15 protein-coding genes and 1 tRNA gene are annotated in these 12,907 nt (G+C 67.5%); 6 read left to right on the forward strand and 10 right to left on the reverse strand.

Going from position 1 to position 12,907, the window contains the following annotated elements; all coding sequences use genetic code 11:
• Nucleotides 1-8: 8 nt before the first annotated feature.
• Nucleotides 9-473: a hypothetical protein gene (locus WC971_03050; protein ID MFA5843789.1), complete on the forward strand. Its 465-nt coding sequence runs from the start codon at nucleotides 9-11 to the stop codon at nucleotides 471-473.
• Between the two features lie 5 nt (nucleotides 474-478).
• Here WC971_03050 and WC971_03055 read toward each other — a convergent pair whose 3' ends face one another.
• From WC971_03055 to WC971_03085, 7 genes are all read right to left on the reverse strand, one after another.
• A complete protein-coding gene (locus WC971_03055) occupies nucleotides 479-889 on the reverse strand; it encodes a hypothetical protein (GenBank protein MFA5843790.1) in 411 nt (136 codons plus the stop codon).
• 261 nt (nucleotides 890-1,150) lie between these two features.
• On the reverse strand, nucleotides 1,151-1,837 hold the full coding sequence (locus tag WC971_03060) for a DUF2085 domain-containing protein (protein ID MFA5843791.1): 687 nt from the start codon (nucleotides 1,835-1,837) through the stop codon (nucleotides 1,151-1,153).
• A 61-nt stretch (nucleotides 1,838-1,898) separates the two neighbouring features.
• A tRNA-Pro gene (locus WC971_03065) sits at nucleotides 1,899-1,975 on the reverse strand.
• Nucleotides 1,976-2,122: 147 nt separating this feature from the next.
• Nucleotides 2,123-3,955, reverse strand: coding sequence for a NapC/NirT family cytochrome c (locus WC971_03070; GenBank protein ID MFA5843792.1), 1,833 nt, complete (start codon nucleotides 3,953-3,955; stop codon nucleotides 2,123-2,125).
• A gap of 139 nt (nucleotides 3,956-4,094) precedes the next feature.
• Nucleotides 4,095-5,312 carry an MFS transporter gene (locus tag WC971_03075; protein ID MFA5843793.1) on the reverse strand — a complete coding sequence of 406 codons (1,218 nt, stop codon included), beginning with the start codon at nucleotides 5,310-5,312 and terminating at the stop codon, nucleotides 4,095-4,097.
• Nucleotides 5,309-5,776: a RidA family protein gene (locus WC971_03080; protein ID MFA5843794.1), complete on the reverse strand. Its 468-nt coding sequence runs from the start codon at nucleotides 5,774-5,776 to the stop codon at nucleotides 5,309-5,311. The genes WC971_03075 and WC971_03080 overlap by 4 nt, the downstream gene beginning before the upstream one ends.
• 5 nt (nucleotides 5,777-5,781) lie before the next feature.
• Entirely contained in the window at nucleotides 5,782-6,993 is a 1,212-nt protein-coding gene (locus WC971_03085; protein ID MFA5843795.1) for a methyl-accepting chemotaxis protein, read from the reverse strand.
• A gap of 65 nt (nucleotides 6,994-7,058) precedes the next feature.
• Here WC971_03085 and WC971_03090 point away from each other — a divergent pair, with 65 nt between their 5' ends.
• Genes WC971_03090 through WC971_03105 form a run of 4 tightly spaced genes read left to right on the forward strand, consistent with a single transcriptional unit; the run spans nucleotide 7,059 to nucleotide 8,819 of the window.
• Complete coding sequence (locus WC971_03090) at nucleotides 7,059-7,301, forward strand: 4Fe-4S binding protein (GenBank protein ID MFA5843796.1); 243 nt, start codon at nucleotides 7,059-7,061, stop codon at nucleotides 7,299-7,301.
• Entirely contained in the window at nucleotides 7,238-7,384 is a 147-nt protein-coding gene (locus WC971_03095) for a hypothetical protein (protein MFA5843797.1), read from the forward strand. Before WC971_03090 ends, WC971_03095 begins: the two co-directional genes overlap by 64 nt.
• Before the next feature lie 33 nt (nucleotides 7,385-7,417).
• On the forward strand, nucleotides 7,418-7,654 hold the full coding sequence (locus WC971_03100; protein ID MFA5843798.1) for a DUF1462 family protein: 237 nt from the start codon (nucleotides 7,418-7,420) through the stop codon (nucleotides 7,652-7,654).
• Nucleotides 7,655-7,658: 4 nt separating this feature from the next.
• On the forward strand, nucleotides 7,659-8,819 hold the full coding sequence (locus WC971_03105) for a DUF362 domain-containing protein (protein ID MFA5843799.1): 1,161 nt from the start codon (nucleotides 7,659-7,661) through the stop codon (nucleotides 8,817-8,819).
• On the opposite strand, the gene WC971_03110 is transcribed toward WC971_03105, so the two are convergent.
• Nucleotides 8,816-9,118 carry a DnaJ domain-containing protein gene (locus tag WC971_03110; GenBank protein MFA5843800.1) on the reverse strand — a complete coding sequence of 101 codons (303 nt, stop codon included), beginning with the start codon at nucleotides 9,116-9,118 and terminating at the stop codon, nucleotides 8,816-8,818. The two genes, WC971_03105 and WC971_03110, sit on opposite strands and share 4 nt — an antisense overlap.
• Nucleotides 9,118-11,106, reverse strand: a complete 1,989-nt coding sequence (locus tag WC971_03115; GenBank protein MFA5843801.1) for a transglycosylase domain-containing protein — start codon at nucleotides 11,104-11,106, stop codon at nucleotides 9,118-9,120. The genes WC971_03110 and WC971_03115 overlap by 1 nt, the downstream gene beginning before the upstream one ends.
• A 96-nt stretch (nucleotides 11,107-11,202) precedes the next feature.
• Between WC971_03115 and WC971_03120 the strand changes: the two genes are divergently transcribed.
• On the forward strand, nucleotides 11,203-11,880 hold the full coding sequence (locus tag WC971_03120; protein ID MFA5843802.1) for a hypothetical protein: 678 nt from the start codon (nucleotides 11,203-11,205) through the stop codon (nucleotides 11,878-11,880).
• Between the two features lie 5 nt (nucleotides 11,881-11,885).
• On the opposite strand, the gene WC971_03125 is transcribed toward WC971_03120, so the two are convergent.
• Complete coding sequence (locus tag WC971_03125) at nucleotides 11,886-12,794, reverse strand: DMT family transporter (protein ID MFA5843803.1); 909 nt, start codon at nucleotides 12,792-12,794, stop codon at nucleotides 11,886-11,888.
• Nucleotides 12,795-12,907: the final 113 nt, after the last annotated feature.

The following is a 12,907-nucleotide window of genomic DNA, read 5'->3' on the forward strand; positions in this document are numbered from 1 at the left end:
GGTTCCCCGTGTCGTCGTCGCGCAAACGCATACACAAGCACAGCGCTGCCCTGGCGCTGATGTGCATCATCGTCCTCACGACCGGCGGCTGCCGCGGACGTGACGCCGTCGCGTTCGTCGACCAGCGGAGCGTCTACACGACGCAACAGGTTCGCGAGATGGCGAGAAAGTGCGCGTTGGGTGACGTCGCCGGACGCCCGGTGTCCGAGGCATCCGAACTCCGTCACGAGCGTCTCTCGGAACTGCGAGAGAAGGGTGCCGACTGGGCACGGGCAGCTGACGTTCTCACTGTCGGGTTTCCAGCCGACACCCGCTCGGTCCCGGTGCGGGTCGAAGCCGCCTCGGTCGACGGCGTCGAAGCGTGGGTCGTCGTCGAAGCGTGGGGGCCGCGAGGCGGCGCCCTCGATTCGAGACGCGTATGGGTCTTCGACCGCTCGGACGGCCGAGTGCTGACGGTGGCCACGTTCCGCTGATCCGGTCACGCGACGAGTCCATCAGGCCACAAGGCCGCCCTGTAGTCGGCGAGCGCCTCCATCGACAGAGTCTCCCCATACGTCGACACCAACTCGCCGTAGATCCGTGGATCTTCCCAGCCGGCCGAGCGAAGGTCCGCGACCAGAGTGGCTGCCACGAGGCGTCGCCGGAACCCGGCTGCCTCCCGCCGGTGAGTCGAGAAGGCTCGACGACGCACCACTCCCCAGAAGAAGGCTGTCGCGCGCCGGGAGCGGGCCTCGGCGGAACGCTCCGGCCAGCGCTCCGCTGCTTCACCGACCACGCGCTGCGCAAGGTCGATGAGAGACTCGGGCACCTGCGCATCGCGCGCCTCGGCGCGCAGCCGTGCGAACGGGATACCCTTCGTCCGATCGGACGTGCGATCCGATGTCGACACGACCGCCTCCTCTCGCTTCCACCCCGAGAGGGTATCTCGCAGCTACGACATCGGAGCCCGTGCCACTAGAGAGGGTAGACGACCTCGATGGCCGCTCGGCTCACTGCGACATCAGGGACCTCGTACGTCTCGCCCGCCTCCCAGGAAGGACACCTTGGCGTCCGTGACCGGCAGGAAGTCCTTGATCCGCACGTCGAGAGCGTCGGTCAGCCGGCTCCCCGACTCCGCGACATCGTGAAGCTCGCCCCCGGAGGAGCTACCCTACCGCAGTCCTGCGAGACGCTCCAACCACATCCTCAGAAGCCCGGATGCCGCGATCTCCGCCAACGCAGCCACGGTAGCAAGCGCTATCGGCACCGCGGCGTCGCCTAGGCTGTCAGCCCGCCCCTCGAACCGGGGTGCCAGGCAGACGAGCACCAGGTTCACCGTCACGAACGTCGCGACGACTGAGACCGCCACGAGCCCAGGGTATGCTGCGCCGAGAAACGGGAGACCCCATCTCACCAGCGCGAAGCCGCCCGGCACGACGGTCAGCCAGAGCCCGAGTTCGCGGCCTGTGGCTAAGGGGCCTTCGCGACCCGGCCTCCGCCAGAGTTGCCCGTTGACCATCGGAAGCACGACGACGGCGAGGCCCGAGCCCGCGAACAATCCGGTCAGGAGTCTCAGGTCGTTGCCGGTCGAGCGCCACCCGGCGTACGAGGAGATACCGTCCCAGGCCATGATCCCGACGAACACGACGACGACCGCGAGAACCAGCCGACGCGGTGCGCCCGAGGGACGAGAACCGCGCGCGAGAATCGCAAGCAACGCGAGGGAGAGAACGAACCCCATGTAGATGCCCGTGTCTCTCGCGCACACAGGGACCTGCACGCCGCCCGAGAAGAACGAGCGCGCGGGCAACTGGTGGCAGAGCCCGAAGCCGATGGACCGCAGGATCGAGCTCAGCACGACGCCCCCAAGACGTCAGCGGCAGACCCGGGCCAGCCGGGCCTGCCGCGTCTGTGACCGATGGTCGGGATGGCGGGATTCGAACCCACGACCTCTCGGTCCCGAACCGAGCGCTCTACCAAGCTGAGCCACATCCCGACGAGCCGCTATGATACACGGTCGCGCTGGCTGGGCAAACCCCGCCGTCGGCGCATCGCAGCGCCGCCATGCACACTTCGCGAACGTGGCGAGGCCCGGCCGTCTCGCGGCCGGGCCTCGCGTGCAGATCCGTTGGCGAGTCTCGCGCTAGCGCAGGAGTCTCACGTGGCAGTAAGAGCATGCCGTCGGCGCGTGACACTTGAAGCACGGGTCGGCGCCGTTCTGCTTCACGATGACCTGGTGCCGCCTGAGCCATGTCACCGTCTGGACGGAGCCGACGTGGTGACACTTGTCACAGAAGAACTGGATGTGACAGTTGGTGCAGGTCCGCTTCGCGAGTCGACGCGCCTCGAACTGCGCCTTGTGCGTGTCCTTGAAGTCCGCGGCGTGCGGCATCTCGAGCTTGTGGCATGCCATGCAGAACCGCGACTTCGGTCCTCCGTCGCCATGGCAGTACGTGCAGGACTCGGCGGACTGCTCGAACGACTTCGGATGCTTCGCCGCCACGTTCACGTTGGTCCGCCTCGTCCAGTCACGCGCACGGTGCGAGGTCGGGAGCGCCTTGAGCCTCGTATGGCACGTGACGCAGAAGTTCTTGTCCTTGTGACACTTCTCGAAGCACCCGGCCGCGGAATCGGACGCAACGGTCTTCGGGTGGACCCGCAGCCACGGGACCCGGTTCGAAGCACCCTTGTGGTGGCAGTTGCTGCACAGTTCGCGGAAGCGATGGCAGTTCGCGCACACCCTGGGGGCCTTGCGGCCGGTGCCGGCGTGGAAGCTCTTGAACGACGCCGGGTGCGGCATCTCGATCTTGTGGCACGCCATGCAGAACCGCGACTTGGCGCCGCCGGTCCCGTGACAGATCTCGCAAGCCGTTATCTCCTTCTTGGCACCCTCGGCGTGAGCGGCACGCGCATCGAGCTTCGCGCGATGCAACCAATCCTTCGCCTTGTGCGAGGTCGGGAACGGCTTCGTCTTCGTGTGGCAGTCGGAGCAGAACTTGGCCGCATGGCAGGCGCCCAGGCACGGCGCGACGCCGTCGGAGGCGACCGTCTTGGCGTGCTGACGCGCCCACGGCACCGTCTCGGCGAAGCCCTTGTGGTGACACTTCGAGCAGAAGAACGTCTTCGACACCTTGTGGCAGTAGTCGCACTTCTTGAACTGCGTCTTCACCGTCTCGGGGTGCGTCTTGGTCTTGAACTCCTCGGGGTGCGGCATCTCCATGCCGTGGCAGTCCATGCAGAACTTCTTCTCGACATGGCACATGCGACAGTACTTCGGCTCTTCCTTCTTCAGCTCGGCATGGCCCTTGGGGAAGAAGCCCGGCTCGAGGTGGTTCTCAGGCTTGAGCTCGAAGTCCCTTGTGTGGCAGACGGAGCATGCGCCCGGAGCCTTCGAGCCCTCCTCGAGGCCGTGGCACCGGAAGCAGCCTTCCATCTTCATGAAGTCCTCGTGCTTGTGGTTGCCCTTGAGGACGAGGGTGAAGTCCTCCTTGTGCGCGATGCGGTTGTGGCACTTCGCGCAGGCGACGCCCTTCTTCTTGTGGATCTCGTGATTGATGATGATCCCCGGGCTCGGCGTGACCTCACGGTTGCTCGAATGGCACTGCGTGCACCGCTCGGACTCCATCTCCTGGGAGACTTCCGATTCGGCGTTCAGTGGCAACTCGAACTTGTTCGCGATCGTCAGGTACGCCTCGCCCAGTGCCTCCGCCTTGTGCAGCACGAAGATGATGGGATTGGCGTTCACGGGCATGTGACATGCCATGCAGGATATCACTGAGTGAGACGAGTGTTCGTAGGCGATGATCGTGTCGTCCTGGACCTTGTGGCAAGCGTTCGCGCAGAACCACCGCGTCGATGTGATGCCCAGGGCTACGACGATGAATGCCGCCAGCAGGAGCACGATGACGCCGGTCCAGATGATGTATCTCGGTCTGCGTACCGGGTCCTTGAACCCGGCAAGCGAGATCCTCGCCATACGTGTCTCCCCTCTACCGCATGGTCCCCGCCCATGCGAACTGACGCGCATCCGGCGGCGCATCACACTTACGATATCGGATGCCCCTAGGTGCCGCAACCGATTCGGACACTCTCGTGAAACGAATCGCGAGCGTCCCCTATCTGCCGGATTCGGCGCCGGAGCTCCGCATCCCTCCCGACGCCGACAAGGACCGTGCAGACGCCACTCCGACCGCGGCGACCCCCATCAACGCGGAGCTGAACCAGAACGGAGCGGAAGGCGAGACGAGGTCCCAGAGCAATCCCCCGAAAGCGCTGGCGGGGAGCGCCACGAGACCGAGGACGAACGTGTATCCGCCTATGGCGGTGGCGCGCCTGTCCTCGCCCACAAGGTCGACGACGAACGCGCGCGTGAGCCCCTCCGTCATCCCGTATGGAACGCCGTATGCCGCGAAGAGGACCCAGGGCGACCAGGACGGGCCACCGGCCGCGAACCCGGCGTACACGAGCGCGTACAGGGCGAATCCCGCCGCGACGACCTTCCTGCGCCCGACACGGTCGCTGCGCATGCCGGCCGGAACGGCGACGAGGGCACCGACGACGTTGAACAGGGCGTACATGAGGGCGACGAGCGCCTCCGGCGCGCCAAGGTCGCGCGCCCTGAGCACGAGGAACGCGTCGCTCGTGTTGCCGAGCGCGAACACGGCGCTCATCGTTGTGAAGACGATGAACGGCCTCCCCAGCCCTCTCAGACTCGGCGGGACCGCACGGCCGGCACCCGCGGAGGACTGCGATGCGGGCACTTCACGCACGAGGCGCGACAGCAACACGACCGCGAGGACGCCGGGAACGGCGGAGATCAGGAAGACCGTGCGATAGGCGTTCGCCGCGCGAGAGAGAACCAGGAACGCGACGAGCGGCCCTATCGCCGCCCCGACGGTGTCGAGTGCTCGGTGCACGCCGAAGTTCAACCCGCGATCGGCCTCCGTCGACGAATCCGCGATGAGAGCGTCACGCGGCGCCGTGCGGATCCCTTTGCCGAACCGGTCGACGAAGCGCAGCGCGAGCACGGCGGGCCAACTCGGGGCGAACGCTAGGAGCGGCTTGGCGAGGTCGGACAGCGAGTATCCGGCGAGGACCAGAGGCCGCCGCTTACCGAGCCGGTCCGAGAGCCACCCCGAACCCACGCGCGTGAGGGAGGCGGTCGCCTCGGCCACGGACTCGATAAGGCCTACGACGGCCACCGGCGCGCCGAGCGCGGTACTCAGGAAGAACGGGAGGATGGGGTAGACCATCTCGGACGACGCGTCGGTGAGAAGACTGACGATGCCGAGCGCCGCGACGTTTCGCGGCACGCGGCCGCGACGGTGGCTCATCCCAGCGAGGGGAGCTCGAGCACGAGCGAGACCTCCACGGGCGCGCCGAGCGGCAGGACGGCGACCCCGACGGCCTCTCTCGCATGGACGCCACGCTCTCCGAAAGCGATGGCGAGCACGGCGCTGGCACCGTCCACCACCGCCGGCTGGCGAGTGAATCCCGCCGACGACGCGACGTATCCGACCATCTTCACGACTCCGGAGACCTCATCGAGGTCGCACACGGTAGACGCCGCGGCCAGCGCGTTTAGCACGGCCTGCGCTGCGCAAGCAGCCGCATCCTCGGGTGTCACCTCGGCGCCGACGGTCCCTTCGCGCATGAGTGCGCCGTCACGCATCGGGATCTGACCGGCGGTGAAGACGAGGCCACCCGCGCGACGCGCGGGGACGTATGCGCCGAGCGCGGACGGCGCCGACGGGAGCACATGTCCCGCTGCGGCGAGCCTATCGGCGACAGAGCCCATGCCCGTCAGTTGGAGCCGAGCGAGTCCGCGAGCTGGTTGAGTTCACCGATCGCCGCCGAGACCTGCCGCGAGGTCTCGGCGGACTGCTTCGAGACCTGCGCGACCTCCTTCATCGAGACGACGACCTGGTCCGACGCGGTCCTCTGCTGCTGGGTCGCGATCGAGATCTGTTTCGCCGCATCGGTGGTCTCCTCGACCTGAGAGACGATCTTCTCGAGAGACGCGGCCGTGTGGTACGCGAGCTCCTTGCCCTCGTCGACCTTCTTCGCCGCGCGCTCCGTGGACATGACGAGCGCCGACGTAGACGCCTGGATCTCGCGGACCACTCTCCCGATCTCCTGCGTCGACTCCGTGACCGAGTCCGCGAGTTTGCGGATCTCCTCGGCGACCACGGAGAAGCCCTTGCCCGCCTCTCCGGCGCGAGCGGCTTCGATGGCCGCGTTCAACGCGAGTATCTTCGTCTGCTCGGCGATCTCGTCGATTATCGTCAGAACACGACCGATCTCCTGACTGCGCTCGCCGAGCGCGAGGATCCGGTCCGACGCCTGCATCGTCGTCTGACGGATCTCCTCGATCCCCGCAGCGGTGTCCGATACCGACGTCATGCCCTCCTCCGCGCTCGCCAGCGTGCGCTCGGCGACGCGCACGACCGCTTCGGAGTTGTCCGCGATCTGGCTCGAGGTCTGCGCCAGCTCCTCGAGGGTGGCGGACGTCTGCGTCACCGCGGCGGCCTGCTCCGCGGCGCCGGAGGCCTGCTGCTCCGTGGCGGCGAGAACCTGGGCGGTGAGCGCCCTGATGTGCGCGTTCACTCCACGGGCGCTCTCGAGCACCTCGGAGACCGACTTGAAGACGCGCAGGGTCTCCTCTGCTGAGGCCTGTGAGCCGCGGACCTGTCTCGCCGCCACACCGAACTGCTCGGACGCCCGGCGAAGCACGTCGCTCATGATGGCCTCGGTGGATTTCTGCGACGTGAAGAAACAGAGCACGCCGAGGCCAGCTCCGGCCGCGACACAAAGAAGAGCGAAGGCTATCCACGCAGGGGTGGACTTCGCGGTCACGAACAACCCGGCGAATGGCGGGAAGATCATGCCGAAGATGAGCCCGCCGACCAGCATCGTAAGGAACATCCGCCGCGCGCTCATGTCGAAGAACCCGCGCTTGTCGCTCACCCGCGACCCCCAGCCCGTCGTCGGCGCCCGCTGCGCGACCGCCTTCATCGCCGATTCTACCATCACCTGAGGAACGCGCGCGTCTCCGGTTGCACTATACCCCCTTGGGTATTATGATACGGCATGACAGCGCCGACGGAGGAGGACGAGTGGCGGAAGCACACATCGACACGGCCCGATGCGACCGCTCACCGGGCTGCCCCGCCAGAAGGCTCTGCCCGCGTGGTGCGATCGTCCCGCTTCCCGGCGGGAGATACCCCGGCGGGAACGGCTACACTATCGAGATGGCCCGATGCGCCGGATGCGGTGTGTGCGTCAGTGCCTGCCCGACGGGCGCCGTCTCGGCCACGATCTGAGAGGGACCAAGATGGGTGAACCGATCATCAAGGTGGACGTCTTCGACATGCCGTCGCAGGCCGGCTGCTCGCAGGGCGGTTGAGGACCCTCCTGGTCTCCGGAGGAGATCACCGCCATCGTCCGCGACGAGCTGGCCCAGCGATTCGGCGACTCGGCTGCCATCACATATCACGACGTGAGTGACGCGAGCGTCCGCTCGAGCGAGAGCGACGCCATAGCTCACATCCAAGCCGAGGGACTCCTCTACCCGGTGACGTTCATCGACGGACGGCCCGTGTACGACGGCGCCGTCTCATACCCCGCGATCCTGCGAGCGGTCCAGAACGCCCTGAGCGCGGCAAAGACCGGCTGAGCGGATGGGCCAGGGGGTAGTCTCCATCTCGCGTTGCGGCGTATACGAACCATCGGAGATCGCGAGTTCGCTGCGGGAGGTCCTCAGGCCGCTCGGAGGCATGAAAGCGTTCGTCAGTCCGGGGCAGAGGGTGTTCCTCAAGGTTAACCTGCTGAGCAAGGCGGTGCCCGACCGCGCCGTCACCACACACCCCGAGATCGTGCGGGCGCTGATCCGCGAGGTGCGCGCGGCCGGCGGAGAACCCGCGGTGGGAGACAGCCCGGGCGGACGTCCGACCGCCGCCAGCGCCGCCCGGCTCTTCGAGACGACGGGGATGACACGGGTCTGCGCGGAAGAGGACGTCCGTCTGGTCCTGCTCGACGACGACGTCGTCCGCGTTCCGGCACCGACCGGCTCGGTGCTCTACTCGGCGTTCGACCTGGGGCGCGAGGCTGTCGAAGCCGACGTCCTCATCAGTGTCGCCAAGCTCAAGACGCACGGCTTCATGATGTTCACCGGAGCTGTGAAGAACCTGTTCGGCTGCATCCCGGGTCTCGAGAAGGCCCGATTCCATCTCAAGGTGCCCGACCGCGACGATTTCGGATCGATGCTCGTCGACCTCATGCTCGCCTGCCGTCCCTCGCTGGCCGTGATGGACGCCGTCGTGGGCATGGAAGGCGAGGGACCCGCGGGCGGCTCGCCGCGCCACATCGGCGCACTGCTCGCGTCTGCCGACCTCGTGGCGATGGATGTGATCGCCTCCTCGATGGCAGGCTTCGACCCGCTCGAGGTCTACACGAACAAGGCCGCCGCTTCCCGGGGCATCGGGCCCCGCACGGCGGACGAGGTCACCGTGGTCGGCGAGGACTGGCGCGCGCTCGCGCCTGACTCGTTCGCGCGCCCGGCCCGCGACATCGCATCGCGCATGCCGCGCGGCCTCCCTGCCCGGATGAAGCAGGCGGTCACGGCCCGACCGCACCTGGCGCGACCAGCGGACTGCACGCGGTGCCGCGAGTGTGAGGCGAACTGCCCGGTGAGAGCGATCGAAGTCGATCGCGACCATGGGCCGCGCTTCGACCTCAAGACCTGCATCCGCTGCTACTGCTGCCAGGAGCTATGCCCGCCGCAGGCCATCGGCATCCGCGTCCCACTCCTCGCACGCCTGATGGACTCGGGACGCCGCTAGGAGTCATCGCGGGCGCGGGCCCACCCCAGGAAGAGCCCGACCAGACCTTCGTCGAGGAAGAGCTCCCACGCTTCTCCACCGTGGCGGGCCGGCAACCTGGCGTCGTACTCGGCGCGAAGGCGGGGGTCGCTCAGCACACGGTAGGCTTCGTTGATGCGCGCCATCCGTGCGTGACCTACGGTGCCGTCCGACACGTCGGGGTGGTGCTTGAGAGCGAGCACCCGGTACGCCTTCTCGACGACCTCGGGGTCGGCGTCGCGATCGACCTGCAGGGTCCGATAGTGATCCGCCGCCGCCATCAGTGCTTGTCGCAGACACGCTTCGGAACGAGACCGGGCTCGAGCTCGAGTTCCGTCGTGTTCGGACAACGCGGATTCGCGAGCAGGAAGGTCTCGTCGCAGATCCGGACCCGGACGACGGTCGGCGAGCCCGACACGCCTGGCAGGGGGACGGGGGCGACCACCGCGGCACTGCCGTACGATGCGGCCTGTCTCATGAACTCGCGCCAGATGATCGCCGGGAAGCTGCCTCCCGTGACCTTGATGCCGTGCACGTCGGTCATCGATACCTGCCCGTCGCGATGGCCGACCCAGACAGCGGTCGAGACGTCGCCCGCGTAGCCGACGAACCATGCGTCGCGGTACGACTGCGTCGTGCCCGTCTTGCCCGCCGCCCACTGAGGGATCCTCGCGGACGTCCCGGTCCCGTTCGTGACGACCTCATGCAGCATCAGCGATGCCCGCACCGCCACGTCCTGGGGGATGGCGCGCTTCCCGGTGAAGTCGGGGGCGTAGACCAGCCGGCCACGATCGTCGGTCACCTTCACGACCCCGGTAGGCACGAACCTGAGTCCGCCTGTGGCGATGGTCCCGTATGCCGCGGCCATCTCCAGCGGCGTGACTCCTGTCGAGAGACCGCCCAGCGCGATGGCGGGGTTCGGCTCGACCGGGCTGACGATGCCCATCGATCTCGCCACACGCACCACGGCCTTCGGGCCGACCTTCATGATCAAGCGAGCGTACACCGTGTTCACCGACCACATCGTCGCAGAGCGCAAGGTCAGTGACCCTGCCGTGCGGGCGTTCTCGTAGTTCTGCACCCGCCAGACCCCGTCGGTCACCTGCACGGAATACGGTGCCGCGGAGAAGACCTGGTCGGCCGAGACGCCGCGTTCGAGCGCGGCGACAAGGACGAACGGCTTGAATGCAGAACCGGGCTGTCGTCGGCCCTGTGAGGCAAGGTTGAACTGGTCCTTCTTGTAGTCGCGGCCGCCGACCATAGCGAGGACTCGACCGCTCCGATGATCGACGGCGGCGACCGAGACCTCCGGATCGCCGGGCTGATTCAAGGTGCCCCAAGCGGCGTGCTCGGCTATCTTCTGCAGGCGCAGCTCGAGAGAGGTGTGGACTCGAAGTCCCCCGTTGAACACCTTGTCGGCTCCGAGCCGGTCGATGAGGTCCTGCTTCACGTACTCGATGAAGTAGGGAGCGACCTCCGGCACTTCGCGCGGGGGCGCGAGACCCAGTGGCGACGCGGCCGCATCGCGCTGCTCGCCCTCCGAGATGTACCCAAGCTCGAACATCTTCTTGAGCACGACGTTGCGGCGCTTCACCGCGTTCTCGGGATGCGCTGTGGGCGAGTAGTACGCCGGCGACCGGATGACCGCGGCGAGCAAGGCCGCCTCTGGCAGGCTCAGATCGCTCGCGGCCCTCCCGAAGTAGCGGCGGGAGGCGCTTTCGACGCCATAGCTCCCGCCACCGAAGTAGACGACGTTGAGGTAGGTCTCGAGCACCTTGTCCTTGTCGGCCTTCGTCTCGAGCTGGAACGCGAGGAGGGCTTCCCTGACCTTCCGCGTGATGGTGCGGTCTCGACCGAGGAAGAGCACCTTCACCACCTGCTGGGTGATGGTGCTGCCGCCCTGAGAGTAGTCGCCCGTCTCGGTGTTCACCTTGAGGGCGCGGGCGATCGCCTCGGTGTCCACTCCGTGATGCATGTAGAACCGCTCGTCCTCTATCGCGACGACCGCGTCACGCATCACCTTCGAGACCCGGTCCAGAGAGACGAGCTTCCGGTCCTCCGCTCCATGCCACTCGGTGAGCACGGAACCATCCGCCGCGTACACGACCGATGTCCGAGCGGAGCGGAAGGCCGCGGGGTCCACCTCGAGGTCGGGCAGCGTTCGTGAGAGCAGGTAGAGGTAGATCCCCGAAGCGGAGAACAGGACGAACATGCCGACGAGCGCCCCGATGGCGAGATTGATGGTGAGCCTTATGCGCCGAGATTCCACGCATGCCTCCGGCCTGGACTGATGCCGCCGCGCACTCCCGAGCAAGCTTCGGGCCGGTTCGTCACCGGGTCGGCGCGACGCGGTACAATCTGTCCGATGGTAGCACGCCGGGACACGAGCGATAGCGTACACACCACGAGCGCGGACGTGTCCGCGGCCGCGGTCTCGGTCGTCCGCTGGTGGAGGCGATTGCTCGCGCGACCCACCCCCGTTCCGGCCACGGTGCCCAACCCTTCGCACGCGCTCAGAAGATCGGCGCTCCTGCGCTCGACGACCGTCTTCACGCAGTACGCGCTCGCGACGGCCGCCACGGTCGGGGACGCGCAGCGCGGGCGTCTTCGCGCGCTCGCCGCGACCGGCTGGATCGGCCTCGTGATCGGCGCGGCCGGCGCCGCGGTGATCGCCCGTTTCGAGGGAAGCAGCGCCGTGGAGGCCGCCACGGCGGCGGGATCGCTCCTCGCATGGGCCGCCATCCGCGTCCTCGTCGTCGCCGTGACGGCTCCCGACCGTCTCCGCCGCGAGTCCCGCCGGGTACGCGCAGTGTCCGAGGCGGCGCTCGTCCCCTGGCTGCTGGCGGTCTCGGCGTACACTTGGCCGGTGGCGTTCGCCGCATCCGCGTGGCTGACCTGGGCCGGACTCCTCGGCATCGGAGCGACTCCCCGCGAGGCCCGTGTCTCCGTCGCATGGGCCTTCGGCGGCCAGGCCGCGACGCTCCTGGCCGCGTGGGTGGCGCGCCCCCTCTTCCTGTACTGGATCTTCCTCCGCCTTCAGTGACGCGCTCAGACCGTCGCGAACTCCTCGGTGCGACTCGCTCCCGGACGCCACTCTGCGGCGGCGACGCCGGCTACCACCAGTAGGGCTCCGGCGATCTGGGTCGCACTCAGCCGGTCTCCGAGGAAGATCGCCGCCAACACTATGGTGAACAGCGGCTCGAAGGTCGAGACTATCGCCGCCTGTGGCGCCCCGAGTCCTTTGATGCCTTCGAGGTAGAGCACTACCGCGAAGAACGTGGGCACGACGACGATCGCGGCGAGCAGTCCCCACAGCGTCGGCGGCCACCCCGCGACCGACAGAGACGAACCCGTGAGGACCGAGACGAGACCCATCCCGGCGGCCGAGAGACCGAACGTGTAGGTCATGAGTACCATCCTGGGGTAATCTCCCAGCCATCGCGCGGAGAGAAGATTGAACATCGAGTAGCCGAGAGCCGCTCCGAGACCGAGGAGTATCCCTCGCGGATCGATCACCTGGCCAGCCTCGAAGACGCGCAGGACCAGGGAACACCCCGCGAAGGTCATCACGATCGCGAGTACGCGCGACGCGCCGAGGCCCTCGCCGAACACGACACGCGAGATGAGAGCGACAAGCGCCGGATACGTGTAGAGCAAGACCGCCACCACGGATGCGTCGACGTACTTCAGCGCGAAGAAGAAGCACAACGAGGCCGCTCCGTACCCCGTCAGTGAGAGCAGCGAGAACCTGCCGACATCGAGCGGACGCACGAAGAGCGCGCGATGACCGCGTGAAGCCTGGACGGCCGCCATCAGGAGCGCGGCGAACATGAAGCGCCACGTGAGGAGCTGCAGCGGCTGCGCGCCCAATGCGTACGCCTTGTTCGTGAGGATCGCCAGGGTCGCGAAGCAGGCCGCGGAGACGATGACGGCCACGAGCGAGACTCTGCGTTTCACCGTCACTCCCCTCTCCACTCGCCGAATGCCGCGACCGACTGGCGGGGTCGGGTGAGGGCGGCCGGACGCCGATTCATGGTACTATATCCCGGTTGTCCCACGACCGCCCCGCA

The organism is Coriobacteriia bacterium, assembly GCA_041658765.1.
Classification (GTDB): Bacteria; Actinomycetota; Coriobacteriia; order Anaerosomatales; family JBAZZO01; genus JBAZZO01.

Excerpts from the sequence above, each read along its gene's own strand:
- WC971_03070 (MFA5843792.1), bottom strand. The coding sequence starts at position 3,955 with ATGGCGAGGATCTCGCTTGCCGGGTTCAAGGACCCGGTACGCAGACCG.
- WC971_03095 (MFA5843797.1), top strand. The coding sequence starts at position 7,238 with ATGCGCCGGATGCGGTGTGTGCGTCAGTGCCTGCCCGACGGGCGCCGT.
- WC971_03105 (MFA5843799.1), top strand. The coding sequence starts at position 7,659 with ATGGGCCAGGGGGTAGTCTCCATCTCGCGTTGCGGCGTATACGAACCA.
- WC971_03085 (MFA5843795.1), bottom strand. The coding sequence starts at position 6,993 with ATGAAGGCGGTCGCGCAGCGGGCGCCGACGACGGGCTGGGGGTCGCGG.
- WC971_03110 (MFA5843800.1), bottom strand. The coding sequence starts at position 9,118 with ATGGCGGCGGCGGATCACTATCGGACCCTGCAGGTCGATCGCGACGCC.
- WC971_03120 (MFA5843802.1), top strand. The coding sequence starts at position 11,203 with ATGGTAGCACGCCGGGACACGAGCGATAGCGTACACACCACGAGCGCG.
- WC971_03075 (MFA5843793.1), bottom strand. The coding sequence starts at position 5,312 with ATGAGCCACCGTCGCGGCCGCGTGCCGCGAAACGTCGCGGCGCTCGGC.
- WC971_03080 (MFA5843794.1), bottom strand. The coding sequence starts at position 5,776 with ATGGGCTCTGTCGCCGATAGGCTCGCCGCAGCGGGACATGTGCTCCCG.
- WC971_03090 (MFA5843796.1), top strand. The coding sequence starts at position 7,059 with ATGATACGGCATGACAGCGCCGACGGAGGAGGACGAGTGGCGGAAGCA.